The organism is Streptomyces sp. NPDC056161 (genome assembly GCF_042268025.1).
Classification (GTDB): Bacteria; Actinomycetota; Actinomycetes; order Streptomycetales; family Streptomycetaceae; genus Streptomyces.
On the sequence record NZ_JBHJUV010000060.1, the window covers coordinates 14,719 to 39,756 of the forward strand.

Consider the following 25,038-nt stretch of genomic DNA (forward strand, 5'->3'; position numbering starts at 1 on the left):
CCACCTGTGTACTTTTACCCACTTCCAAGGGTAGTCTGACCCTCGTGTCTGACGACTATTGGGGGCTGAAGTCGTGACGTTGCAAGTGGTCGGTGCTCTGTGCATCCTCATCGCGCTCGTCGGGGAAGGGTTGAAGATCAGTGAAGTCGAGGTTCCGCGCTTGTCGCGAACCCGAGCCTTCACACTTGCCGTTGCGGGTGCGGTCTTTGTGGCCCTGGGCCTGCTGACCAGCACCTAGGAACCTTCCCGGTACGGACTAGCGGTTCGGGGCTGGCCCGGGGATAGGCTGAGGAACTGGCGCGGGGTCGACCTTCCAGGAGTGGATGTGGGCCTGCGTCAACTCGCCATCGACGCGTGGTCGTGGCTGAACTACAAGCCCGTGATGGCCGAGGCTGGGCGTCCGAGCAGCCGCGCGTTTCCGGAACTGGCCAAGACGTGGGTGCCGCCGCACGAGTTGCGGCGGCTGGCCGCGTACAAGGTGCTTGCGTCGTACGACAACAACCAGGCCGGGCAGCTCACGGCGGCTGCGGGCGACGAGGCCGCGTTGGAACGGCGCGAGCTGGGCGATGCGGCGAACCTGGTCGACACGGCGCTGGGCTATTTGCTCGGGTCCGACCAACAGATCGCGGTGTCCGGTGCCGAGCATGCCGACCAGGAATCGCCGGAACCCGGCGCGGTGGAGGCCGCCGCGGTCCAGGAGCGGCTGCGGGTGTGGGCGGAAAAGGAGCTGCTGACGCTGCGGATCCAGCAGGCGGAGCGTACGGCCGTGCTGCTGGGCGACAGCGTGTACGTGCTGGCGTGGAGCCCGGAGAAGCAGCGGCCGACGCTGCGGGTCTACGACCCGGGCTTTTTCTTCCCCCAGTGGGACGACGACCAGGACCAGGACTACCCGACCTGTGTGCATCTGGCGTGGGAGCTGCCAGAGGATCCGGATGAACGACTGAAGGCCCGGGTACGGCGGGTGACGTACGAGTTGGGCCCGATCTCCGAAGACGGAAACGCCACGCGAATATACCCGTGGGAGCCAGGCCGCTCCTCGAACGTGACGTGCTACCTGACGGACGCCGAGTGGCTGCTGGAGGATCTGAAGCGCGGGGAGACACTGGATCGGCTGCCGATGGACAGGGCCGTCTTCCGGGTGCGGTCGGACGGCACGGAGCTAAACCGGCTGGACTTGATGATCGACTTCGTGCCGGTCGTCCATATCACGAACACGATCCCGGAGGGTGGGGAGCACTGGGGGCGATCGGCTCTGGCCCACGTTCTTCAGGGCCTGGACGAGCTGGCAGCGACCGATTCGGACAGTTCGGCGGCCTCGGCGACCACGGGAACGCCGATCATCGGGCTGGCGGGGGCACGGCTGCCGGTGGACCGGGCGACGGGTAGGCCGGAGAAGCTGAAAGTGGAGGCCGGCGCGGTGTGGCAGCTCGGCGACAGCGGGCGAATGGATGCGTTGGACACTTCGCCGCAGCTGGCGGAACTGCGGGCCCGGGTGGAGCACTTGTTGGACCGGATTGCGGCGAACTCGCGGATCACTGCGGCGGGGCTGGGCACGCTGGATGCTTCGGAGGTGCCGTCGGGGTACGCGTTCCAGCTGGCGCTGGCGCCGCTGGATGCGCTGATTGGGGCGATGCGGCTGGCCAGGGAGCACAAGTACCGGCTGCTGCTGAAGTTCGTGCAGCGTCTGTACCAAGCTGGCCGGGCGGCCGGGTGGATGGAAGGGGAGTCGTTCTCCGCGAGGCTGGCGTGGGCGCCTCATACACCGACGGACCGCGCTGCGGTGCTGGAGGAGGTCGTCACGGCGTACGGGGCGCGGGTGATCTCGCTGGAGACGGCCGTGCAGATGTTGCTGGATGCTGGCTACCCGATCGACGACGTCTCTCAGGAGGTGGCTCGCATCCGGGAGGCGGGTCGGCAAGATACGCCAGTCGTCGAACCGAAACCGTCTGCGGAGACAACAGAAGACCCAAGCAACCAGAGAGACAGCCAGGAGCAACAGAGAAGGCAGACTGCGTTCGGCTTCGCGACACGGTGAGCGTAGTTGCTGCTGATCCGCAATCGCTGACCTTTAATCAGTCCGACGTCCGCAGAGGCTAGCGGGGCCAACGTCGCTAGAAACTTACCCGGCGTCCCTGGATCGTCTAAGCTTTCATTGCCGCCAAGTTGATTAGAGACCAGTTACGCCACCACTGACTGGCCCGAGGGATTGACTGCCAACGGCCCGAACCTTCACCTCAAAACGCATGGTCAGCAGGATCTCGAAGCCTGCGAGGCCCTGCCCGGTGAACCGAGCAGGGCCCCTTGGGGAGCGGCCATCGAGCGGCTGGCGACCCCGGCGATTAGAGCGCCAGGGTCGCCAGCTACAGCAGCACGTCCAACAACTTCGCCGCCACCGCTGAGGCAATCGCACCAACGATGATCAAGGCCAGTTCGCGTCGTCCGAGCTTCTCTACCAGCTCACCTAAGTGCCGTCGCATCGGCTTCCTCCACTGAATTGTCCGGTTTCTAGGGACAGATGTGGCAGAGGGGTCGCCGTGCCGTGGCACGAGGTCAGAGTACGTGTAGGGCAGTCGGCTGGTGACGGGTTCTGGGATTGTGCGGTAGAGATCGGCCTTCTAGTGGCGTGCGAGAGCTGGCTACACTGATCGGCAGCGCGGGGGCGCGCACTGGAGGAGTTGTATGGTCCGGCCCCTGCCCGCTCGTCACCCTGTCGGCTATCGCCGTGACGGGCGGCCGATCTACCCGGTTCTCGGTGCCTCATCGGAGGACGAGACGAACGATCATCTGGACGACGCGGGTGACAGCGGCGTCTCCGAACAGCAGGTGACCGTCACCCAGGAACGTCTGGGCAAGATGCTGACACGTGAGAAGGCCCAGGGCGAACGTGCCGCGGTCAAGCGTCTGTTGGCGTCGTTGGGGTTCGATACGCCGAAGGCCCTGTCGGAGTTCGTTACCGCGCAGCGCGAGGCGGAGCGGGCCGCTTTGACGGAGGTGGACCGCCGCGAACAACAGGCTGCTGAGCGGGAGCTACTGGCATCCCGCCGTGAGGACGCGGCGGCCGAGCGGGAGCGGGCGGCCCTGCGCCGTGGGGCTCTGGTGGCGCTGGGTGCGTCGGGTGAGGACCTGACCGACGCGGAGCGTCTGCTGGCCACTGACGAGGACGCGGACGAGACGCAGATCCAGGCAGCGGCCGAGGCGCTGCGTGCCCGGCGGCCGGAGCTGTTCGGCGAGGTCCGTACGCCGCCGGTGCCAGCGGCTCCGGCCGGGGCACCGGCCGGGCGGGGGCCGACACGGACGACGCCACCGCCGAAGCCAGGCGCGGCCGGGCTGGAGATGGCCCGTCGCCGCGGTCTCGTTGCCACATTCAGCGACTCCCGCTGACCTACGGGCACACGAACGTCGGGGACCACGCCCCTTTCAACTCCGTGGACGGCACTGCCCCCATGGGCGGTGCGCGCATGCTGATCGCAACGTCCATGGAGCTACAGAATGACCATCCAGCCGGTCTCGAAGTCCGAGTATCTGACCGCCAACCGCGAGTGGCTGACCTCACTGCACGGCACCGACTCCACGGTGACGATCACCCTCGACCTGAACCTCTTCACCGAGGGCGTCCACTACGAGTGCGGCCACGACTGCGAGCCGTACGGCCGGGTCCTTTCCGGCGTTCCGGTCGGTCTGGTCAGCGAGTCGAAGCTGTACGGCCCCTACGACCCGGAAGCCACCTGCGGGCGCCAGGTTCTGCGCGGCTTCGTCTTCACGGAGGCTCCGTTCGCACCGGGGCAGACCCGGGTGCCGGCCGCGCTGCTGTGGCACGGATCGGTGAAGGCGTCCCTGATCCCCGGTGGCATCGACGTGTCGCAGCTCGTCTGGCACCCGCGGGCCGCCCAGGTCCGCTTCGCGTGAGCAGGGGCTGAGCTGTGACCATTCAGGACCTGTTGAAGGACGTCCAGGCCATTGACCTGACGACGTTCGCCCGCGCGATCCCCACCCCGGCCGACTTCCTGCTCACCGAGACGATCTTCCCGACGATGGTGCTGCCGGAGGTCAAGTGGCGGGTCAAGGACTCCGGCCGGTACGTGAACGTCGCGAAGTACCGGGCGTTCGACGCGAGTGTGCCGTTCGCGACCCGTGAGGCGTGGCAGACCTCCCGTGAGGGTGCGCTGCCCGCGCTCGGTCAGAAACTCGTGGTCGGCGAGCAGGAGCAGATCCTGCTGGAGGCTTCCCGCGGTGCGGACCAGGACCGGCTGATCGAGTTGCTGTACGACGACGTCGAACGGCACGTGGAGGCCATCCGGTCCCGGCTGGAGCTGGCCGCCGGTGACGTGCTCGTGGACGGGAAGTTCACTCTGGTGCAGGAGAACGGGCTGACGCTGGAGGTGGACTGGAACGTTCCCGCCGAGAACATGCCCGTCGCCGCGCGCCCGTGGTCCGATCCGGCCTCCGATCCGATCGCGGACGAGCTGCGGTGGATCCAGCACCTCGATGACATCGGCGCCCCGGAGCCGGAGCTGGTGCTCACCAGCCGGAAGGCGTTCAGCTTCCTCGCGGCGAACAACGCCTACCGGGCCGCGTACTACGGCAGCGTGAACCCGTCCACCACGCCGACGGCGACGCTGACCCCGCAGCAGATCAACGTCGTGCGCGGCAACTACAGCCTGCCGCCCATCCAGTTCTACAAGGCGCAGGTACGGGTGGACGGCAAGCCGCGCAAGGTGCTGCCGGAGGACCTGTGGATCCTGGTGCCGCCGGAGCGGGAGAAGTGGGCGCAGACGATGTTCGGCGTGACGGCCGAGGCGCTGGTTCTGTCCCGCGGTTCGAATCCGGAGATCGTCCGGGAGGACGCGCCGGGCCTGATCATCACCCGTGGCGTGCAGGATGACCCGGTCCAGATCTGGACCAAGGGCGCCGCTGTCGGCATGCCCGTGATGCACACGCCGGACGCGCACATCGTGGCGAAGGTGCTGTGATGCCGGTACCTCGTCTGATCGCGGCCGTGTACGTGCGGCACCCGCAGACCCGGGAGGAGATGGTCCTCCTGCCCGGCCAGCGCCCTGATCCGCAGATTGCCGCCCTGATCACCAACCCGGACGCGTGGGACGTCGCACCGGGTGCGGAGGGTCCGGAGGCAGCAGAGGCCGAGGAACCGGTCCCCGTCACCCCCATGCCTGACGCCGGTCAGTCCCCCGACACCGCCGAGGCCGCGGACAAGGGCGCCGCGAAGAGAACGACGCAGCGCCGGGCACGGTCCGCCGCCGAGTAGCCCCCTTGCGCGGCGGAGGCACGGCCATGACGTGGAGCCACGTCTCCGTCCGCCCCCATGTTTTTGACCATTTGCCATGGAGTTCGCATGTCTGACCATCTCGACAGTCTTAGCGCCAAGAACGACCCCCGCCTGGACATCAGCGACGTCTATCTCTTCCGCGGCACCACCGGAACGGTGTTCGTGATGAACACCAATCCGGGCGGCAGCAACGGCTTCCACCACGAAGCGGTCTACGAACTCAAGATCGATGTCACCGGTGACGGGCGCGAAGACTTCACCCTGCGCGCCACCTTCAGCGATCACGACTGGCGCGGTCGGCAGGGAGCCACCCTTTCCCTCCTGCCTGGCCCCGACGCCTGCAACCGCGACGCCGACGGTGTCGTTCTCGCCCGTACCAAGACGGGCAGGGAGACCACCGGCCTGGGCGGCATCCGGTTCTGGGCGGGTGTCGCGGGTGACCCCTTCTACATCGAGCCCTCCGTCGTCACCGCGGTCCGCACCTCCGTGGTCAACGCCAGCGCCCTGGACCTGGGCAGTTACAACCCGGACCGGGCCAGGAACCTCTTCGCTGACAGCAACGTCCACGCCATCGTGGTCGAGATCCCCGACTACCTCTTCCGAGGCATGGCCATCGGGTTCTGGGGAGCCATCGCCGTACCCACCGACGCCGGCGGTGCCTGGCGCCAGACCGATCGCGCCGCCATCCCCCTGACCTCCACGATCCTCGGCCTCAACGAGACCGACGCCTACGCCGCCACCGAGCCCGCCCTCGACGACGCCACCTGGGGCGACCAGATCCAGAACAAGATCGCCACAGCCGTCGGCGCCAACGGGTACAACGGCAACGCCAAGAAGTACGCGGCCGAGGTCCGCGACATCCTGATGCCGGACATCCTCCGTTACTGCATCGGCACCAGCGCACAGTTCACCGGCGGTCGGCGCAACGGACGCAACCTCGTCGAGAACATCGCCGAGGAGATGTACGAGTTGGTTCTGCACAAGCCGGTGGACGGCGGGCTGGACGCCGACTCCGGCACCGGCACGCTGCGCCCGGAATTTCCCTACCTCAGTGAGCCGGTATAGGACCGCGCTCCGGACAACCCGGCACCGGGATGTCTCCGGTGCCGGGTCGTCCTGGTTCTTGGCGAAGGAGGACCTGGTGGACGATTTCCAGCGATCGTGGCTACTGGCGCAACTCGGACCGGACTCCGACCCGGCTGACCTGGAGCGCCGTCTGTTCCGGCTGCGGTCGGTGCGTGCCGTCGCCCTGGAGGTGCTGGGCGAGCGGCGGGCGAGGCTTCTGGCGGACCCGCTGAAGGTCACCGTCGACGGCGTCGTGACGATGGACCTCCAGGAGAACCTTCGTGGGATCGAGCGACAGATCGAGGGAGTACGGCAGGCTCCGGCTCCAGACGAGCCCGGCGACGACGCGGAGGACGGCGGACAGTTGATCCAAGTCGCCTGGCTGACACCCACCCGCGGCTACCGGTGACAGCGAAGGCAGCCACCGCGCGAGAACGCCCGACACCGCAGGATCCTGGCCTCGGGAGTTGTGGCACTGAGGGTGAGCGAGCGGGCAGAATCGGCATCATGAAGATTCTGGTTCTCGGCGGAACCTGGTTCCTCGGCCGGGCCGTTGCCCAGACCGCCCTTGAGCGTGGGTGGTCGGTGACTGCCTTCAACAGGGGACGGTCCGGTACCGTGCCGGACGGGACCCGTGAGATTCACGGAGACCGCACTGTGCGCGAGGACCTGCTCCGGCTTGGGCAGCAGGGCCCTTGGGACGCCGTGATCGATACTTCGGCCTCCGAGCTTGCTCCGCGGGATGTGCTGTCCGGTGCTCGGGTGCTGGAGCCTGTGGCGAGCAGGTACGTCTACGTCTCGACCGTGAACGCTTACCGCGGGTGGCCGAACGAGCCGCTGACGGAGTCTTCCGAACTGCTGGACGCGCCCGCCGACGCTGACGCGGACTACGGGAGACTGCCAACAAACTGGGACGGGCCCGACTGGTACTACGGGCGCCAGAAGGCCGGTGCCGAGCGCGCCGCCACCTCTGTGTTCGGTGCTCCTCGGGTTTCAATCTTGCGCCCGGGGGTGATCCTGGGCCCAGGAGAGTACGTCGGCCGACTTCCCTGGTGGCTACGACGCACTGCCAAGGGTGGGGCGATCATCGCCCCCGGAGATCCTGCGAAGTCGATCCAGCCGGTGGACGTCCGGGATGTGGCGGAGTTCGCGCTCGATCAGGCGGCGTTCTCGGTCGGCGGGGAGTTCAACGTGACCGCGCCCCTGGGCCGCGAGACGATGGGCGGCTTCCTCACGGCCTGCCTCGATGCCACCGGGAGCGGGGGCCGACTGGTCTGGGCGCCGGATGATCTTCTGATCGAGCACCAGGTGCAGCAGTGGACGGAACTTCCGCTCTGGCGAACCAACGCGGGCGCATGGAACGTGAACTCGTCTCGCGCGCAGGCGGCTGGGCTGCGATGCCGACCGCTGGCCGAGACCGTGGCTGACACCTGGGAGTGGATGCAGTCGGGTGGCCTGCCGGTCGAACACCCCCGTTGGGCCGAGCACGGTATCTCGACGGAGAAGGAGGAGGAAATCCTCGCGAAGGTTGGCTCGTGACGGTCAGGGCTCGATGGCGAGAGGCGGTGTTCCACCCAGCCGCTGTGCCGATGCGGCTGCTGTGAACTCTTCGATCCGCTCCCCGAGCGCGATCGCCTCGGCGGCCCCATGGAACTCCGGCCGGCAGAGGCCGACGCGAACTGCCGCCATGCGTTCGAGTGTTCCGGCTCCGCGCCATTCGGTCGGCACGTTGAAGGCGGGCTCAAGGGCCGCCTGAACCCCGTCGAGTTCGCCTCGCAGAAGTCGGGCGCGGGCAAGGTCCACATGCGCCTGGGTCGAGATGAGCAGGGGACGCTGATCCTCGGGTTTGGCGCTGAGAAGTTGAAGGGCTTGGTCCGCGGCTTCTTCGGCGCCGTCGGCGTCTCCGAGCAGGAGATAGGTAGTGGAATTGCTCATGGCGACTCGGTCCCTCGGGAACCCGAACTCCCCGCCAACGCCGTCGTGCAGGTCGTCTCGCGAACCGGTGCTCTGGTCGAGCGTGCTCCGTACCGCCCTCTCCGCTGCCGCCTGATCACGCAGGTGCGCGTGGGCACGGCCCTCGATCGCGAACAGCCGTGTCCTGGCCGTGTCGCCGAGCCCGCCGAACTGCTGCGCCGTGCGCACGAGGCGGACGGAGTCTGCCGGGCGACCGCCCCAGAAGGCCAGAAACGCAAGCGCACCGTGCGCGTACGCCTGGAGTGGACCGTGCTCGATCACCTGGCCGTACAGCGCAGCCGTCCGAGACAGTGAGACCGCGGCGGGGAGCGATCCCAGGTCGAAGCAGATTGCGGAGAGAACGGCAGCCGATTGACCCGCCGCCAGGTATCCACGCTCCCGCTGACGTGGCACCTGCGTTCGTTCCAGCAGCGACTGCGCGATGCCCAGCAGATCCTTGGCCCTGCGATAGACCTCGAAGGGAGACGTTCGGTTGTACTCCCGTGCCAGGGCGACGATGTCGTCGCCAAGCTGGTCGAGTGTCATGTCCGGCACGTTCAGGGACGCGGCGTCCCCTGCGTGAGAAGCGGCATCACGAGCAGTCATTACAAGATCACTCTCATCGATCGTAGGTGCGCAGCCAGCACTGGATGACGGCCCAACAGGCGGGCTGAGGAGGGCCCGGGCACTGTGGCCGAACATGTGCTCAAGGATCTCGGGTGCAGGCTGGTTGGGGAGTCCTTTCACTCGCCCTGCGGTCCATCGGCGGAAGGTCTGCTCCTCCACTGTTGCTGTGGAAGGACGCTGGCCGGCCGCGGCCGATAACTCCCGTGCGGCCTTCTCGTACTCTCGCCTGAAGCGGGGGTACGCCCAGCCGCGTTCCCAGACCAGCAGTTGAAGCAGTGTCCGCGCTTCCATTTGCAACGGCTCCCTTCTGGCCGGTATCGATGGGCCGACCCGTATCGGCCTGGGCAGCAAGCCCTATTTCCAACTATTGCTCAGCTTGCTTGCTCGGTAGAGATCTTGAATGCAAGTGGGGTCCAGATGACATGTCGGTGATACCCAGGTCACCCGACGAGATGCAGGTGATACCTCCGGTGACATGGTCGGCCTAGCACTTCAGGGGAAACCTGGACCTCCCCTCGACGTCTCTGTCAGTCCGTCTTGAGATGGCGAGGCCCGGTCAGCACTCCCCACGAAGCCGAGGCCGTCATGAGCCAGAGCACCACCTCTCGTACTTGCCCGGGGCGCCTGGTCGAGCCGCGCACAGCAGCTTGGCCCCAAGACTCTGCCGCACAGATACAGGCGCACACCTTTCAGGCGGCCTTCCTGCCCGACCCGCCGGCGGTGGCGGACATGCGTGCGTCGGCGGCTCGATTCCTGGTGCGATCGGGGGTGTGTGAGCCGGTGGCCGACGACGTGGTGCTGGTGGTGTCTGAGTTGGTCACCAACGCGGTTCAGTACGGTGGCGACCACCCGGTCGAGTTGGCGATCCGTGCTGTTGAGGGCGTGCTTTCCGTCTCGGTGACCGACGGGAATCCCGCCCCAGCGGTCCTGAAGCGGGCGGGGGCCGACGATGAGAACGGCCGGGGTATGGCGCTTGTCGAGGCGTTCGCCGACGACTGGGGCAGCACAGGCCAAGAGACCTGGGCGATCTTCCGGTGCGAGACGGCACGGGAGGCCAAGTGATCCTCCTGCCGGCTCGACTTCCCGAGGCGGAGTTTGCTCAGGGCGCGACCGCGCTGTTGGACTCGCTGCGGTCGGCGTTCCTCCACGACGAGGACCTGGAGGACGATCTCGACGCGGTTCTCGGGGCGATGGCGGGGCCCATCGGAGTGGCCGGTCCGAAGCACCGGCTCAAGAAGCACGGCCTTGTGCTGCGCCGCTGGCCGCCGGTCGAGGAGATTCCGGAACCGGACAGCGCAGAAGTTCTCGAGCTGGGCCGGAGCATGACTCGGCTGGACCGGCTGCTCGGTCAGCTCGTGGAGATCGCCCGGGACCGCGCGTGGCCGTCGTACCCGGACGTAACCGCGGCCGTCACTCGCGCCGAGTCCTTACGGGGACGTGAACCTGTGGGCGAGTTCGTAGCAGACCGGGCACATCTGCGCCTGCTGGCGATGGCCGCGTCCGAACTCCTCGACCACATTGACGACAGCGGAGGACGAGTCGTGAGCGGCCCGCTGCCCCGTACGTTCTGGTGTCATGCGGACCCGCCGCTGCCGGTCCTGCTCACCGACTTGACCGTCCCGTTGCCCGGCCCGGCGATCGAGTGGGTACGTGAGGCGGTCCGATCCACGAGCGTGTCCTTCGACCGCGACACCTTCCACGCCATGTGGGCGTGGCTCGGCGACCCCACCGTTCTCCGTACGGCGGTTGAGTTTCTGCGGCGCGGCGAGCCTTACGTGTTCTACGCCGATGCCCCTACCGAGCGGTGGACGTGGACCGTGCATCGCGTCGCCTGCCTCCCGCTCGCCAATCCGTGCGGCATCGCCCCTCAGCCGACCAACGTCAGGTCCGGAGCGCCATCATGACCACCGACACCACTCCCTCCGCGCACGACTCCCTCGGTATGTCCGAACACCTTCCGAGTCACAGGGAGTTGAGGGGTGGCCGGTCCGCTCTCACCCGGCTGGTCAACACCTTCGAGTCCCGGCCCGAGCAGCCGGACGACCGGCAGGCCGTGCACCGGTTCATTGCCTGCTGGCTGCCCGCCGCTGAGACCCGTCTCCGGGGCGCTGTCACGTCTCTGGCGGCCCAGGAGCGGTGGCACGATCTGATCGCGGCGGTTCAGCCTGTGGGCGACGGTGCCGCTGAACCGCCGCTGCTGGAGCTGTGTGCTTCCATCGGCCGTCTCCTGCGCGCGCTCGACGAAGCGAGCCGACCGGGCCCCGGTGTCGAGGAGATCGCACGGCGGATGCGGCGTTCCATCACCACCGGCGTCTACCCGCCTGGTGCCAGCCTGAGTGCGGGAAGGATCGCCGCCGAGAACGGCTGTGGCCCGGCGTCGGCGAGCCGCATAGTCCTGGCCGCTCGCGACCTCGAAGCCGAAGGGCTCGTCACGATCGGGACCGGAGGCCAGATCCGCGTTGCAGGCGCCACTCTGTCCGACCGTGGCGTCCAAGCTGCCGAGTGGATCAAAGCACTCATCCAGGCCGGCGTATACCCCCCGAACACGGCCCTTCCGACCCAGGGCGTCATGGCGCGTGCTCTGGCGATCCCTGCCCCCGTCCTCGTCAATGCCTTGCATCTCCTGCACGACGAAGGCGTGGTCTTCGTACAGCGTGGTACACGCGCCGTCGTACGCGGACAGCTTCCTTTCCCGGTCGCGGAGGCCCCCGACCCGGACGGCCTGCTGCCCCGGCTGGGGGTGAAGGCGTTGCCCGACGCAGACACGAGCTACAGCGGTATTCGCGAGACCTGCCGACGCGCTCACGCCTGGTGGAACACCCGCACCATCCCGCACCCCGACACCTTGCGCCACACGCACCGTGCCCTGACCGCCGTCGTGGCATACCTCCTCCCGCTCGCCGCACGCCGGCATCCACAAGTCCCCGGGACGCACGTCGTGTTGCAGCGGGCCGCGATAACCGCGCTCGCCGTCCTGCCCGGGGAGTCCAGCGGTCGGCTGTGGCGAACTGCCTGCCTGGCCGCGTCCTGTCTCGAATTGCTCGATCTTGCGGGGGATGCCGTATGACCGCCGACCCCTCGCCGATCCTTCCTGCCCTTCCCCCATACCTGCCGTCTTCGCCCGGCCGACGCAGAACCTTGCCCGCCTGCTCCAAGGGCCCCTGCGCGTTGGACGAAGAGTTGTTCCACCCGGTCACCAACCATCCACCGCCGAAAGGGCTCAAGAGTGAAGATCACCACTGCTGTCGTACTCGTGGGTGTCGCCATATCGGGCACCATCACCGTCGTTGGCGCCTCCTACGTCCGTCAGGAGAAGCGGCACCACGACGAGAGGATCGACGTCGTGGCCGCCCTCGACCGGGCCGCTCGGGAGTACCAGACCGCTGCCTGACCCCGTGGTTCCCGCTCGGGACGTCACACACCACGAGCGGGTAGCGCCCCAGCTGCTGCGCGTTACAGCCAGGGCGCCAGACCCGGCGACGGGCCTGGCACAAGGCCCGTCATCGGAAGGGCCGTGTGCGGGGGACCCTGGCCTGTCCCCCGCACACGCCATCCGGGTTGAAGGAGGGGGAGCAACAGGTGAGCGCGGAACACCGGGCCAGGCGGAACCGTCACGAACGTACGGCAGCCCCGTCCTGGAGGTACAGGGCTTCACCGCTGAGCAGGGTTTCGCGTACGAGCCGGAGGCGAGCCGCCTGGGCCGGGCCGATCAGCGGTTCCCACTCCTCCACGGTGTGCAGTCCCCAGGCATCGTGCTCGTCGGACAGCGTGACCGAGAAGGTCTCGTGGTCGATGCGCGGGCCACGGAACAGGAACTGGGCGTACGGGTCGAGACCGTCCGGGCGGTACCAGTCCACTCCCAGGAGCCGGGGAGCGTCGCTGAGCCGGTGGCCGATCTCCTCGAAAACTTCGCGGACGGCGGCCTGCCAGGGGTCCTGACCGTGTTCGACGGTCCCGCCAGGCAGTTGCCACGAGTCCTCGTAGGTGGCGTGCAGCAACAGCAGCCGGAGATCGGCGTCGTGGAAGACGACCGCCGCGGCTGAGGTACTGCGCGCCATCGAGTCCAGCCACTCGGCATACGTCAGCTGCTGTGCCGCCATGTCGCTCCACTCCGCTTGATCCATCAACTGCCGTGCCGAGTCTGCCACTGCTGTCGCTGGAGCCCCGGCGGAGCGGGGGCGGCGGAAACCGAAGGGGTTGACTGTGGAACACCACTACGACGTCGTGATCGCCGGCGCCGGGCCCGCGGGCCTGGCTTGCGCGCACACACTTCAAGCGAGCGCACCTCACCTTCGAGTGCTCCTCCTGGAAGCGGGACGAGCCTTCCGGCGGCGACCGTGCCCCGTCGACCGAGGGCTGCGGTGCACGGGCTGTGGCGGAGTGTGCAACGTGATCTCCGGCTTCGGTGGCAGCATGCACTTCGGCGACGGCGCGAAGCTCAGCCTCCTGCCTTCGGGGCGCCGGTTGATCACTCACTTCGGTGAACCCGTCGCACAGCGCCTGTGCGCGGACGCCTACGCCTGGCTCACCTCCGGGTTGCCCCGGCAGCCGGTCCTGGCCGGACGGGACCTCTCCCGGTGGGCCGTGTCGTCCTTCGACGCGTACGGCCTGTCCATTCGCGAGTACCCGGTCGCCGTCGTCGGTGAGCGTGACCTTGAGCGTGTCATCGAGGCGTGCCACGACGGGTTGGCCGCCGAACGCTGGTACCTGAGCGAACTCACGGACGCCCGGCCGTACCCCGGCGGCGGCATGACGGCCATCGTCAGGACGCACGACGGGATGGAGGAGGTGCACGCGGGGCGGGTCGTCATGGCGACCGGACGTCGCGGGGTGACGGCCACGGCTGCGCTGCTGCGGCGGCTCGGCGTGCCGATGACACCGCCGGACCTCTCCGTCGGGGTCCGGTTCGAGATGGACGCGCGGCTGCTGGCCGCGATCGGCGCCGAGCACCCCGACCTGAAAATCAGCCAGCGGGACACGACTGTCGCCAACAAGGTCAAGACCTTCTGCTTCTGCGGTGGGCCCAACGGTGGGCGATTGAAGTTCACGCACTACCACACCGCCTTCGGGCCAGCGGTGATCACGCTGGACGGGCACGAGACGACCGACCGCCTCGTCTCGGGCCGGCCGCTCGCGGCGAACTTCGGTCTCCTGTGCCAGGTCCAGGGCCGCGGTGATGCCGGTCAGGCGCAGGCGTCGTTCCTCGGTACCTACCGCAAGCTCGCGGACGGTCGACCGTTCGCCCAGACCCTGGGTAGCTTCCTGGGGCGCGCTCCGGAGAGGAGGCCCTGGCCCGAGCTGGAGCCGAGCCTTCCGTTCCAGCCCTCTGTCCTCGATCTGACCACTGGTCCCGTCCACGAGCTGTTCACGCCGGAAGAACACGCAAGCCTGACCGCCGGGCTCGACCGCGTCCTGGGCTCGATCCTGAGGCACGGCGGCAGTGCCGTCCCGCTGCGCGACCTGGCGGACAAAGTCCTCGTCGTGGCACCGGAGCTGGAGTTTGTCTGGGAGCAGCCCGCGCTCGACGCCGGCTGCCGTGTCCCCGGCTTACCGGTGTACGTCGTCGGGGACGCCGCGGGGATCGCTCAGGGCATCGTGCAAGGGGCGATGATGGGCATGGCCGCCGCCCGGGCGATCGCCACCGGGCAGCCCACCACTCCAGCCGGAGCGGGGCAGTGAAGCGCACGGTGTCCGGCACTCCGGACAGCCTTTACCCGTCCAGCGCGCTCGCCCTCCCGGTGAACCCCAGCCTTCCGGCTCCCCGCCTGCCGTCGCCTCCGGTCGAGCGGTCCAACGAGGGGAACTACCGGGACTACTACGGTCCCAACATCCGTGCGGAGTACGCCGTGGACGGCTGCGACGCGGATCGTGTCGCCGTCATCGACAAGGCGTGGCCTCACACCCTGCCCGACATCATGCTCCTCGTCGCCAGTGACCACGGCCGACGGACCAACGTCGAGGACACCCCGGACGCGGTGCTCGCCACCCTGCTCAAGGGCGCCGTCACGTACGTCGGCTTCGTCTCCGAGCCGGAAACCGCCCAGAACTTCCGGCTCGGCGGCGGACAGGTCACCGTCGGCTGGAACGCTGACGGGACGCTCGACCGGGACAACGGCCAGTGGTGGGACAAGACGATGCACTGGCACCTCAACCTCTACCCCGAGCCCGTACGCGCGGCAGTGCGGCCGGTGCCGCTGGGCGATATCTCGGACGAGGGTCTGCGGCGCTCACTGGTCGATCCTGTCGCCTACCTCGCGCAGCACGTTGTACGGGACGCGCTCAAGCAGTTCGTTCTGCCTCGGGGAACCCGGCTGCTGCCCATCAGCGCGCACCACGACGCCGCCCGTCTGTTGCCCGTCGGCCTCAAGCTCAAGCTGCCCGGCTGGCACTTCCTCACCACTCACGAGGGGCGGCACCTCCTGCGTACCCTCCACCAGGCAGCCGACCGCGCGTATCGACAGGTTCGAAGGGCGTTCACCGGTTCCCCGGAGCCCACGCCACCATGGACCAGGCCGACGCTCCTTCCACCCGAGCAGGTCAGTGACCAACTCGGCCGCCTGACGTGGCTGTCGCCGGTCTCCCGCATCTCGCTGATGCGCCTGCGGAGGGTCCTGCGCGATGTCACCGACCGGGAACTGCACCTACTGCGCGACCATCGTGCGTTCGCCAACCGGTGCCTGACCCTGGCCGACCTCAGCTACAACCTCACCCTGTTGACGCCGACCCCGGTGGGTCCCGCGCTGCCCGAGGCCCCCGTCTTCCTCGTGATGCAGCTCAAGCTGTTCAGCTACGTCGGCCACGCCCCCGCCGTCGGCGGAGCTGTCGCCTCCGTCATCGACCGCCACAACGGACCCGTCATGGACGAGGCACTCCTCGCCCAGCGCCGCGCCTTCCAAGACGCCTACCTCACCCGCATGGGCACTGTGCTGACCGGCCGTGCCCCTGTCCCGGAGGTCCACCAGTGATCGATCCCGCGATCCTCGGTTTCTACGGCCTCGGCCTCGAACAGCAACGGCTCCAGGATGCCCGCCGCTCCGTGGAGTTCTGGCGCACCCGCGACATCCTCGCCCGCCACCTCCCCCGTCCGCCGGGCACCGTCCTGGACATCGGAGGCGGCCCCGGAGCCTACGCTCTGCCCTTGGCTGACGACGGCTACCGCGTGACCCTCGTCGACCCCGTGCCCCTCCACGTCGAGCAGGCCACCCGCGCGTCCCGGCAGCAGGAGCGGGGACTGCACCGCGCCCTGTGCGGAGACGCCCGAGACCTTCCCGTCGATGAGCAGCACGACGCGGTGCTCATGCTCGGGCCGCTCTACCACCTCACTGCGGCCGACGAGCGGGCACGCACCTGGGAGGAAGCCCGCCGCTGCCTTCGCCCCGGAGGAGTGGTTGTCGCCGCCGCCGTGTCCCGCTTCTACTCCGGCTGGCAGGCCCTCGACGCGGGCCACATGCCGCTGCCCGGTGTCGCCGAGGCGCTGGAGACCCAGATGACCACCGGTGAGTACCGCAACCCCAGCGGCGACGAACGGCTCTGGACCACGGCCTACTTCCATACGCCCGACGAACTCGCCGCCGAGGCCCGCACAGCCGGTCTCACCGTGCGGGCGCTCATCGCCGTGGAGGGTCCGGCCAAATTCCTCTCCGCCATCGGGGATCACATGACCGATCCCGAGCGTCGTCGGCACGTTCTCGACGTGCAACGGCGCATCGAGGAGGAACCCACCATCTTGGGCATGTCACAGCACATCCTCGCCGTCGCCCAGCGGCCGGAGACGTCATGAACGCGGCGCATGCCGACACCAACACCTTGCTCGTCGCTGTCTCGCAGTGGATCGACTCCGCACCGGCCAACCGCGCCCGCGCCCCCGAAGCCCTCCTCTGGGGGCGCGTCGCCAAGGTGAGCGAAGAAGCCGGCGAGACGATCGCCGCACTCGTCGGAGCCCTCGGCCACAACCCGCGCAAAGGCGTCAACGACAACATGGAGCACGTCGAGTACGAACTGCTCGACGTCGCGATGACGGCTTTGTGTGCACTCGCCCACCTCTACATCCGCCGTGGTGAGACGCCCGACCTCCTTGGGCTGTTCCAGCAGCACGTACGCGTGGTGCACGAACGCTCCGGGGCGTCGGTGTCCGTCGAGACGCCCCGAGACAACGAATAGTTGGAGCGGATCTCCGTAAGTCGGCGTCGTCACCTGCACAGTTACTGGGATCAGGGCCCCGGTCGGTAACCTGCCGACGATCGGCACCACACCGCCTGGGGCCCTCTTCCCCAGCCGACACACGGACACGGGAAGTGAACATGAGGAACATCACGGTCTTCGGCGCCGGGTACATCGGCCTCGTGACCGGCGCGTGCCTCGCGGAGCTGGGGCACGCGGTCACCGTCCGCGACATCCAGCCCTCGCGCGTCGACGCCCTGCGCCGAGGTGAAGTACCGATCTACGAGCCGGGCCTCGGCGAACTGCTGGAGGCCAACGCCGACCGGCTGCGCTTCACCCTGGACGCGCGGGAAGCACTGGAGAACGCCGAAGTTGCCTACGTGTGCGTGGACACTCCGCCCACCCCCTCCGGCGACGCCGACCTCTCCCGCGTCTGGTCCGTCATCGAGGACCTGAAGACTGCCCCGCGCCTGGCGGCCGTCGTCATGAAGTCCACCGTCCCCGTCGGCACCGGCGACCAGGTACGCGCCGCGCTCGACGCAGCAGGGCTCGGCGTCGGCTATGCCTCGAACCCCGAGTTCACCGCCGAAGGACGCGCCGTCCAGGACTTCATGCACCCCGACCGCATCGTGATCGGCGCCTCCGACTCCGCCACCGCCCACCTGATCTCCAACCTGCACAAAGGCGTCGACGGGCCGGTCGAGACGATGAGCATCGCCTCCGCCGAGATGGTCAAGCTCGCGTCGAACGCCCTCCTCGCCACGAAGATCACGTTCATCAACGAGATCGCGGCCGTGTGCGAAGCGACCGGCGCCGACGTCGAAGAGGTCGCCGCCGCAGTCGGCATGGACCACCGCCTCGGCCCGCACTTCCTCAGGGCCGGACTCGGCTACGGCGGAAGCTGCTTCCCCAAGGACTCCCGCGCCCTGCGCGCGATGGCGTCCAACAGCGGCCAGCCGTTCCAGCTCCTCAGCACCGTCATCGAAGTCAACGACCTCCAGCCCAGGCGGGCCATCGCCCGGCTGAAGGAAGAACTCGGCGGCCTCCGCGGACGCCGGATCGCCCTGCTCGGCCTCACCTTCAAAGCCGGTACGGACGACATGCGAGAAGCCCCGAGCAGGATCATCGCCTCCCGCCTCGTGTCCGAAGGGGCAGAACTCACCGGCTGGGACCCGATGGCCCGGCTGCGCCCCGAAGCCCCCTGGGACCGGCTGGAGCGCACCGAGACCGTGATCGAAGCCGTCACGGGCTGCGACGCCGCGATCATCGTGACCGAGTGGCCGATGCTGGCGGAGGTCGACTGGGCATCGGCGGCAACGGCCATGAAGACCCCGCTCCTCTTCGACGGCCGCAACCTCCTCGACCCGCAGCACCTCCGCCGTTGCGGGTTCACCTGCATGGGCGTCGGCCGGGCAACGATCCGCCCCGAGTAAAGACGTCGCAGGCGGACCCGCCTTCGTTGTCCGACAGCCGTCCTAGCATCGGTCGGATGGATCAGACAAACGACACGTCCGCCGTCCGGCAGGTGGAGATCACCGCGCGAGGCGGCCAGGCCGACATCAGGATCGACGGCACGCGCATCGAGCCGCGGGCCGTCAAGGCGTACTCCATCAGCCACTTCGCCGGGGATCGGCCCGAGGTGCTGCTGCAGGTCGCGGACCGAGGCGACACCCAGTGGTCCGGGATGGCCCGCGTCGGGATAGCCGATCTCCCCGATCCAGGCCCGGCGGCAGCCGTCTTCCTTGACGCGATCGACCCTGAAGCCCTGGAGCGCGCCGCATTGGCCCGGCCCGACCTTGGTTCCGAGCCGTACTCGCTGACGAAGGCGATGCTCACCCAGCTCGGGGAGTGGGCCCGTGGCCTTTGATGTGGACGGTGCGCGTCGGGTTGTCAGCCGCGTCCTGGACGACCGGCTGGAGGTATGGCGGGACAGCGCAGGCCGTACGGGCGATGTGCTGGACGAGACCACGGGCAGGCTGGTGCCGCGGGCCTCGGACGCGGAACTGGTCTGGGGCGGGCTGGGGGCGGTGATGCCGTTCGGCCGTCCGGCCATCACGCAGCCGGTCGGCGGGTCTGCGGTGGTTGAGCCGCCGATCACCGACTACCAGGCCGTGCTGCCTGTCGATGCCCCGGTGCTCCGGCGCGACGATGTGATCCGCGTCGCCGGATCAGCCCGCCCCACGGGCCCCCGGGATCCGCAGTTGGTCGGCCGCCGGTTCCGTGTTTCCGACGAAGCCGTGGGCACGTACAGCGTGGTGCGCATCGTCCGGATCCAGGTGATCGACTGATGGCCACGGCGAATCCGCATCCCAACGCTCACCCGGACGCGACCGCCTTTCGAGACCCGATTGCGCTGGCTGCTGCGCTCGCCCGGATGGGGCCGGCCACCCGCGCCCGCACACGGACGATCACGCGTCATCACGCCATGCTGCTGCGCGTCCGGATCCAGCGGAACGCGAGCGGCAGGCCGGGCCCGAACGTGATCACCGGACGGTACCGAGCCTCCTGGGACGTACGCATGCGCATCGGCAGCGGAGAGGTGACCGCTGAGGTGTTCTCCGACGCTCCGCAAGCGAGACGACTGGAGTACGGCTTCGTCGGGGTGGACTCGGCGGGAAGGCACTACCGGCAGCCGCCGTTCCCGCACGTCGAGCCTGCGTATCGCCAAACCGAACCGGCGTTCATCCAGGCCCTGGCGGACGGGGTGCTCTTGTGACTCCGGCCCGGCTCCCCGTCACTCGCGCCTTGGCCGCACTTCTGGTGGAGGCCACGGGCCGCCCGTGCGGTGTGGGTGAAATGCCTCGTACGCAGCATGAATCGGGCGAGTGGAAGCCCGCCATTGCGCCGTACACCATCCTCGACTCGCTGCCTGGCGAGTTCAGCGGGCCGCCGTTTTGGGACTGGCACGCAGACGCGGCCTGGGCCTACCAAGTAACCTCGGTTGCCAAGCGCGAGGACCAGGTGCAGTGGCTGGCCGACCGCGTCCGCGCCGGCGTCGTCGGCCGAACCGATGACCGCTGGACCTACGACCTGCATCTCCCACAAGGCCGCTTGATTGACCGGGAGTTGAATCACGACGCTGGAGGTGACCCCTCAGTGTCGGCGGCAGGCGCTATCGTGTCCTATGTACAAAGGTTCACAATCACCGTGAGCCCAGCCTGAAGAAATCCTTCTTCGGCTCCTTACCGCGGAGGCCCACGCGGACGCCAGGCCCAAGCCGGGCGAACCCCTTTGATCTTCAAGGGGCAGGGCCTCGGCACGGGACGCTGCCCCGGAAACGGGAGTGGACCTGTGTCTACGACGAAGCAGCTCGCGAAGAAGCCTTCCACTCAGACTCGCTTCCTGCGGCGCGGCATCTCCAAGATCTACTGGCTCAAGAAGGTCGGCGACCCAGGGCGGCCGACGCGTACGGAGATCACTGAGCCCAACCGGTTCGACCTGACGAAGGCCGTCAGCGACATCGAGGGCTGGGCTCTGACGAACGAGCCGATCGAGACCCCCGATATGGGGACTACCTTCAACTCCTCGATCCCGGGCAACGACAAGGCCGACAGCAGTTCCCTGACCTTCTACGAGGACCGGTTCTCGGACGCGATCGAGCAGGAGCTGCCCAAGGGGGCCAAGGGCTACGTCGTCTTCCTCCGCAAGGGCGATCTTCCCGGTTCTCGATCGGTCGACGTGTTCCCCGTGCAGGTTGCGACCCGCGCGGCGACGTACTCGACCGGCAACGAGGCCGCGAAGTTCAAGGTCGACTTCACCATCACTGACGAGCCCTCCCTGGATGCCCCGGTACCGGATGCGCCCCACACCCTCCCGAAGCCGGACGAGGACTGCGACGACGAGCACGGCCACGGCCACGGCCACGGTCAGAGCGGCCATGGTGATCACGAGGGCGAGCACGTCGACGTGACCGTCGTGAGCACCACCGCGGCCGCCGCCACCATCCGCGAGCACGGCGAAGAGGTTTGAGCATGTCGCCGTCCGTATCAGCCGGCCGCCCGCCGTCCTCCTCTTCCGCCAGACAGACGGCAGAGGGGGCGTGGGCGGCCAAGATGGAACGCCTGCGCGGGCGTGCCCAGCCCCAGCGCAGGCTGCGTGTCTGCGACGATGAACGGCTTCGACGGCGCGTTGAGGAAGCCGAGTCGGTCGATTCGCGGGCCCGCCTGATCGCCGAAGCGAGCCCCGAAGACGAACAGGCCGCCCAGCGTGCCGCTGACGCTGCCGCTGCCCTTGAAACGGCGCGCACCACGTTGGACGACGCGTCCGACTTCCTCACCTTTCTCGGGCTCCCGCGCCCGGTGCTGGAAGAACTCGTCGCCAGGCATCCGCCGACGGAGCAACAGGCGTCGGAAGGTGCGGTGTTCAATCCGAACACCTTTCCGGCTGCGCTGATCTCGGCGGCCTCCTTCGACGGTATGAGCGTGGAGGAAGCGGATGAGCTGCTGTCCACGTGGTCGGCGCCGGACGCCGGCCTGCTGTGGGAGGCGGCCTGGTCGGTCCAGCAGGAAAGCCGGGTGGACCTGGGAAAAGGCTGAGCCGTGATGCACAGCTGCGGGCTGAGCTGGAGCTGTGCGAGCGGTTCCGTATCCCGCACTCGTACTTCCTCGGCGGCGACGGACGGTGGACGGAGCTGGACCGGGCGAAGGCGCTGGCATGGGCGCAGTGGCAGCGGTCGGTGTGCCCGGAGTGCCACACCCGGCTGGAGGAGTGGGACCACCTGAGCGGCGGCGATCCCCACGCCTACGTCACCGGCACCCTGCGCTGCCCCGGCTGCGAGCTGATCGAGCAGGAACGCGACCGTGTTCCCGCCGACCGGTCCGGCTACGGCGTGAAGATCCAGCTCCTGCCGCGCTCCCAGCACCGCGAACACCCCTGACCGATCCACAAACGACCATGATGTGAGGAGGCTGGCTGCTGTGGCCGGGTTCACCCTGACCGTGGCGATGCGTGCCGAGGTCCGCGACCTGATCGCGGGAACCCGCGCTGCCTCCGGCCAGATGAGGACTCTCGCCGGCCGCACCGACGCCGCCAACCGCACATTGGCCCGTCTGGACGCGAACGGCGCCAGCCTCGCCACCCAGTTCACCGCGCTCAGCCGTTCCGCCCGATCGGCTGTCGGCGAGCTGAACCAGATCACCGCCCGCGCGTCGGCCGCCCGCGCCAGCCTCCGCGCGGCTGGGGACGACGGAGCCCGGTCCTTGTCCCGCCTGGAACGCACTGTCGCCGGCGCGGGCAGGCAGGGCATCGCGACCACCAGCCTGCTTGCGGGAGGTGGCCTGCTGCTCGGTGCGGGCGAGATGATCGAGGAGGGCAACCGCTACCAACGGCAGATGAACCTGTTCGGCGCGGTCACCGATGCCACAGCAGGGCAGATGAAGCGGGCCGCTGCTGTCGCGCAGGAACTCGGCAGCGACCTGAGCCTTCCGGGCTCGACCGCGGCCGACGCCGCCGAAGGCATGGTCGAGCTGAGCAAAGCGGGCTTCCGTGCCGATCAGTCGATCGACGCCGTACGCGCCTCACTACAGCTGTCGGCTGCGGCCGATGTGAATGCCGCCACGTCGGCCAAGTACCTGGGCGACATCATGGACCAGTTCGGCCTCGGCGCTGATCAGGCGTCCAAGGCGGCTGACACGCTGGCGGGCACGGCCAACAGCGCCTCCGGTTCGATCACTGACATCTACTACTCGATGCGGTACGCCGGGCCGGTTGCCAACGCGCTCGGTGTCTCCTTGCAGGACACCGCGGCGGCGGTCGGCATGCTCGGCAAGAGCGGCATCCTCGGCCAGACGGCCGGAACGAGCCTGCGAGGGATCTTCGCGAACCTCGCCGCGCCCACCCCGCAGATGCGCAGCGCGCTCAAGGACCTTGGGATCGAGGCTTTTGATGCGCAGGGGAAGTTCCGCGGGCTGAGAGTCGTGATCGACGGGCTCTCCAAGGCCGAACACGCCATGTCCGAGCGGGACTTCGCGGCAGGCGTCACCCGCGCCTTCGGTAAACCTGCACTCAGCGGAGCCGTGGCGCTCGCGCACCAGGGCACCGAGTCCTTCGACGACCTGTCGATGGCCGTACGCCAGACGGGTGCCGCAGCGAGCGTCACCGCTTCACGTGGACAGGGACTGTCCGGCGCGATGACACAGTTGCGCACGCAGGCGAAACAGACCGGGATCGCGCTCTACGAGGGCATGGCGCCGGGGCTGGAGTGGGTCACCCGGCTGCTGTCCCGGGGGATGGCCGGGGCGACCCCGTACCTGACCACCGTGCTGGAATACGGCCGCAACCTCGCCGTCCTGTACGGCCCCGAGTTGAAGGCGAAAGCCGGAGCAGGGCTCGGCGGCCTGGTCGACGAGGCGGAACGCTTCGTCGGTCCGCTGAAGGAACTCGGGGAGCAGACGCTGGCCACGGGCCTGAACCTGCTCATCAACGCCGCCGAGACACTGGGCCAGGTCCTGCGCCGTGCGGCCGACGGCGCGCAACCCGTCGTGTCCGCGCTCGCCGGCCTCGGCGAGGACGGCGGCGCCGCGGCCGGCACGCTCGACATCATCGCCACCGTCGCGAACCTGGCCCTGGACGCGGTCTCCGGCCTCTCCGCAGTACTCGTCCCGGTCGGACAGCTTGTCGGCGGACTCGTCAGTGCCTTCGGCGCGCTGCCCGCGCCGATCCAGTCCGCCGCCCTGGCCATGCTGCTGTTTCGCCGTGTCCAGCCGACCTTGACCAGCATCGCGAACACCGTCACCGGTCCGGTGCGCAGCGGGTTCCAGAGCTTCGCCCAGCAGATGCGGGTACAGCAGAACCTCGCTGCCGCGTCCGGCGTCATACTGTCCCGGTACGGCGCCGCCTGGGCCACCCTTCAGGCGCGTGTCGGGTTCCTCGGCACCATGACGGCAGCCTTCCGCAGCGCCAACAGCGCCGGAGTGACGTTCACCGGTACCCTGAGCGGCCTCTCCCGGGCTGCTGGCTCGGGGCTGCGCGCCGCTCTTGGCGGTGTCACCACTGCGCTCGGCGGTCCGTTCGTGTCGTCATGGCCGGTGTCTCCGTCGGTCTCGGCCTGCTGGCCGCTCGCCAGCAGCGTGCGGCGCAGGCCGCGGCCGAGCACCAGCAGCGGATCTCCTCACTCACCTCGGCGCTGCGCGAGTCCGGCGGGCAGATCGACAGCAATGTGCGCCAGCAGGCCGCCCAGGCCCTGCTGGACACCAAGACCAGTCAGGGCGAGCTCACCAAGGTCCTGGACCAGGCCGGCGTGCCCCTGGCGACGTTGACAGACGCCTACCTGGGGCACGGGACATCGCTTGAGGCGCTGCAGAAACAGCTCCTGGCCACCGCGAACGCGCACCGTGCGTACAGGGACGTGGCGGGCGGGAAGGCATCGGTCCTCGACTACACGGACATCGGCCAGCAGTACAAGGACGCTGCGGACGCCCTCGGCAGTGTCAAGGGCGAGATGGCCGAGTCGGTCAAGAACGCCCGGGAGCTGGCCCAGGCCACCAAGGGCGCCGGGGACGGCACCTCAGCCTACGATCGCCTCAAGGCCGCGGTCGGCGGCCTAGCCGACGAGACCGCCGACGCCGACACCCGCACGCGCTCCCTCAAGAGCGCCCTCGACCTGCTCTCCGGCGGCCAGATAACGCTTCAGGCCGCCGAGGCGAAGGTCAACTCCGCGGTGCTGGATCTACGGGAGGGCAGCCAGAAACCCAACCGCGGCCAGGGATTCGGCGGCAGCCAGCTGGTCAACGAGGACAAGACCCTCAACACCACGACCCGGAACGGGCAGCAGCTCTACACGCAGCTCACCGCCTTGTCCGATGCGGCGGCAGACGCCTCCATGGCGACGTACGACCTGGCCCAGCGCAACGGGGAGGCGCTGCCGGCGGCGTTGGCCAAGGCCCGCGGTGAGATGAGCCGGGCCCGCAAGGAGGCGATCAAAGCTGCCCGGGGCTACGGGCTTAGCCGCG

At 68.6% G+C, this 25,038-nt stretch carries 27 protein-coding genes and 1 pseudogene; 26 read left to right on the top strand and 2 right to left on the bottom strand.

Features of this window, described 5'->3' with window-relative positions:
* The first annotated feature begins 319 nt into the window (after window positions 1-319).
* The 8 genes from ACFC09_RS37885 (at window position 320) to ACFC09_RS37920 (ending at window position 7,888) form a co-directional block, all read left to right on the top strand.
* The gene (locus tag ACFC09_RS37885; protein ID WP_376536178.1) at window positions 320-2,035 is read left to right on the top strand and encodes a hypothetical protein; all 1,716 of its coding nucleotides are present in this window, start codon (window positions 320-322) and stop codon (window positions 2,033-2,035) included.
* 644 nt (window positions 2,036-2,679) lie between these two features.
* The gene (locus tag ACFC09_RS37890) at window positions 2,680-3,381 is read left to right on the top strand and encodes a hypothetical protein (protein ID WP_376536180.1); all 702 of its coding nucleotides are present in this window, start codon (window positions 2,680-2,682) and stop codon (window positions 3,379-3,381) included.
* A 108-nt stretch (window positions 3,382-3,489) separates the two neighbouring features.
* Window positions 3,490-3,906 (top strand): head decoration protein, encoded by a 417-nt coding sequence (locus ACFC09_RS37895; protein WP_376536182.1) that lies wholly within the window; start codon window positions 3,490-3,492, stop codon window positions 3,904-3,906.
* Between the two features lie 14 nt (window positions 3,907-3,920).
* Window positions 3,921-4,970, top strand: a complete 1,050-nt coding sequence (locus ACFC09_RS37900; protein WP_376536184.1) for a major capsid protein — start codon at window positions 3,921-3,923, stop codon at window positions 4,968-4,970.
* Window positions 4,970-5,263, top strand: coding sequence for a hypothetical protein (locus tag ACFC09_RS37905; protein ID WP_376536186.1), 294 nt, complete (start codon window positions 4,970-4,972; stop codon window positions 5,261-5,263). Before ACFC09_RS37900 ends, ACFC09_RS37905 begins: the two co-directional genes overlap by 1 nt.
* Window positions 5,264-5,350: 87 nt before the next feature.
* Complete coding sequence (locus ACFC09_RS37910) at window positions 5,351-6,349, top strand: DUF4331 family protein (protein WP_376536188.1); 999 nt, start codon at window positions 5,351-5,353, stop codon at window positions 6,347-6,349.
* 76 nt (window positions 6,350-6,425) lie between these two features.
* A complete protein-coding gene (locus ACFC09_RS37915; RefSeq protein ID WP_376536189.1) occupies window positions 6,426-6,758 on the top strand; it encodes a hypothetical protein in 333 nt (110 codons plus the stop codon).
* A 98-nt stretch (window positions 6,759-6,856) separates the two neighbouring features.
* Window positions 6,857-7,888 (top strand): NAD-dependent epimerase/dehydratase family protein, encoded by a 1,032-nt coding sequence (locus tag ACFC09_RS37920; RefSeq protein ID WP_376536191.1) that lies wholly within the window; start codon window positions 6,857-6,859, stop codon window positions 7,886-7,888.
* Window positions 7,889-7,891: 3 nt separating this feature from the next.
* Here the strand turns inward: ACFC09_RS37920 and ACFC09_RS37925 are convergent, their stop codons facing one another.
* Window positions 7,892-8,848, bottom strand: a complete 957-nt coding sequence (locus ACFC09_RS37925) for a hypothetical protein (RefSeq protein ID WP_376536193.1) — start codon at window positions 8,846-8,848, stop codon at window positions 7,892-7,894.
* 666 nt (window positions 8,849-9,514) lie between these two features.
* On the opposite strand from ACFC09_RS37925, the gene ACFC09_RS37930 reads away from it, so the two are divergent.
* From ACFC09_RS37930 to ACFC09_RS37945, 4 genes are all read left to right on the top strand, one after another.
* A complete protein-coding gene (locus ACFC09_RS37930) occupies window positions 9,515-9,991 on the top strand; it encodes an ATP-binding protein (RefSeq protein WP_376536195.1) in 477 nt (158 codons plus the stop codon).
* Window positions 9,988-10,833, top strand: coding sequence for a DUF6415 family natural product biosynthesis protein (locus ACFC09_RS37935; protein WP_376536197.1), 846 nt, complete (start codon window positions 9,988-9,990; stop codon window positions 10,831-10,833). Before ACFC09_RS37930 ends, ACFC09_RS37935 begins: the two co-directional genes overlap by 4 nt.
* Window positions 10,830-11,996 (top strand): GntR family transcriptional regulator, encoded by a 1,167-nt coding sequence (locus tag ACFC09_RS37940; protein ID WP_376536199.1) that lies wholly within the window; start codon window positions 10,830-10,832, stop codon window positions 11,994-11,996. Before ACFC09_RS37935 ends, ACFC09_RS37940 begins: the two co-directional genes overlap by 4 nt.
* A 159-nt stretch (window positions 11,997-12,155) precedes the next feature.
* A complete protein-coding gene (locus tag ACFC09_RS37945) occupies window positions 12,156-12,320 on the top strand; it encodes a hypothetical protein (RefSeq protein WP_376536201.1) in 165 nt (54 codons plus the stop codon).
* A 220-nt stretch (window positions 12,321-12,540) separates the two neighbouring features.
* Here the strand turns inward: ACFC09_RS37945 and ACFC09_RS37950 are convergent, their stop codons facing one another.
* Window positions 12,541-13,029, bottom strand: a complete 489-nt coding sequence (locus ACFC09_RS37950) for an NUDIX domain-containing protein (RefSeq protein ID WP_376536203.1) — start codon at window positions 13,027-13,029, stop codon at window positions 12,541-12,543.
* Window positions 13,030-13,153: 124 nt separating this feature from the next.
* Here ACFC09_RS37950 and ACFC09_RS37955 point away from each other — a divergent pair.
* The 14 genes and pseudogenes from ACFC09_RS37955 to ACFC09_RS38020 form a co-directional block, all read left to right on the top strand.
* Window positions 13,154-13,240, top strand: a pseudogene (locus ACFC09_RS37955) (NAD(P)-binding protein); the annotation flags it as partial.
* Window positions 13,241-13,318: 78 nt separating this feature from the next.
* A complete protein-coding gene (locus tag ACFC09_RS37960; protein WP_376536255.1) occupies window positions 13,319-14,608 on the top strand; it encodes a DNA polymerase subunit beta in 1,290 nt (429 codons plus the stop codon).
* The gene (locus ACFC09_RS37965) at window positions 14,605-15,894 is read left to right on the top strand and encodes a hypothetical protein (protein WP_376536205.1); all 1,290 of its coding nucleotides are present in this window, start codon (window positions 14,605-14,607) and stop codon (window positions 15,892-15,894) included. Before ACFC09_RS37960 ends, ACFC09_RS37965 begins: the two co-directional genes overlap by 4 nt.
* Window positions 15,891-16,709 (top strand): class I SAM-dependent methyltransferase, encoded by an 819-nt coding sequence (locus ACFC09_RS37970; protein ID WP_376536207.1) that lies wholly within the window; start codon window positions 15,891-15,893, stop codon window positions 16,707-16,709. Before ACFC09_RS37965 ends, ACFC09_RS37970 begins: the two co-directional genes overlap by 4 nt.
* Window positions 16,706-17,089: a MazG-like family protein gene (locus tag ACFC09_RS37975; RefSeq protein ID WP_376536209.1), complete on the top strand. Its 384-nt coding sequence runs from the start codon at window positions 16,706-16,708 to the stop codon at window positions 17,087-17,089. Before ACFC09_RS37970 ends, ACFC09_RS37975 begins: the two co-directional genes overlap by 4 nt.
* Before the next feature lie 140 nt (window positions 17,090-17,229).
* Window positions 17,230-18,522 carry a UDP-glucose dehydrogenase family protein gene (locus ACFC09_RS37980; protein ID WP_376536211.1) on the top strand — a complete coding sequence of 431 codons (1,293 nt, stop codon included), beginning with the start codon at window positions 17,230-17,232 and terminating at the stop codon, window positions 18,520-18,522.
* A 56-nt stretch (window positions 18,523-18,578) separates the two neighbouring features.
* On the top strand, window positions 18,579-18,956 hold the full coding sequence (locus tag ACFC09_RS37985) for a hypothetical protein (RefSeq protein WP_376536213.1): 378 nt from the start codon (window positions 18,579-18,581) through the stop codon (window positions 18,954-18,956).
* Window position 18,957: 1 nt separating this feature from the next.
* Window positions 18,958-19,377 carry a DUF6093 family protein gene (locus ACFC09_RS37990; protein WP_376536253.1) on the top strand — a complete coding sequence of 140 codons (420 nt, stop codon included), beginning with the start codon at window positions 18,958-18,960 and terminating at the stop codon, window positions 19,375-19,377.
* Window positions 19,377-19,805, top strand: coding sequence for an HK97 gp10 family phage protein (locus tag ACFC09_RS37995; protein WP_376536215.1), 429 nt, complete (start codon window positions 19,377-19,379; stop codon window positions 19,803-19,805). Before ACFC09_RS37990 ends, ACFC09_RS37995 begins: the two co-directional genes overlap by 1 nt.
* Before the next feature lie 29 nt (window positions 19,806-19,834).
* Complete coding sequence (locus ACFC09_RS38000) at window positions 19,835-20,251, top strand: hypothetical protein (protein ID WP_376536217.1); 417 nt, start codon at window positions 19,835-19,837, stop codon at window positions 20,249-20,251.
* Between the two features lie 129 nt (window positions 20,252-20,380).
* The gene (locus ACFC09_RS38005) at window positions 20,381-21,058 is read left to right on the top strand and encodes a hypothetical protein (RefSeq protein WP_376536219.1); all 678 of its coding nucleotides are present in this window, start codon (window positions 20,381-20,383) and stop codon (window positions 21,056-21,058) included.
* Between the two features lie 83 nt (window positions 21,059-21,141).
* Entirely contained in the window at window positions 21,142-21,624 is a 483-nt protein-coding gene (locus tag ACFC09_RS38010) for a hypothetical protein (protein WP_376536221.1), read from the top strand.
* Window positions 21,567-21,965 (top strand): hypothetical protein, encoded by a 399-nt coding sequence (locus ACFC09_RS38015; protein ID WP_376536223.1) that lies wholly within the window; start codon window positions 21,567-21,569, stop codon window positions 21,963-21,965. The genes ACFC09_RS38010 and ACFC09_RS38015 overlap by 58 nt, the downstream gene beginning before the upstream one ends.
* Before the next feature lie 40 nt (window positions 21,966-22,005).
* Window positions 22,006-24,345 (top strand): phage tail tape measure protein, encoded by a 2,340-nt coding sequence (locus tag ACFC09_RS38020; protein WP_376536225.1) that lies wholly within the window; start codon window positions 22,006-22,008, stop codon window positions 24,343-24,345.
* Window positions 24,346-25,038: the final 693 nt, after the last annotated feature.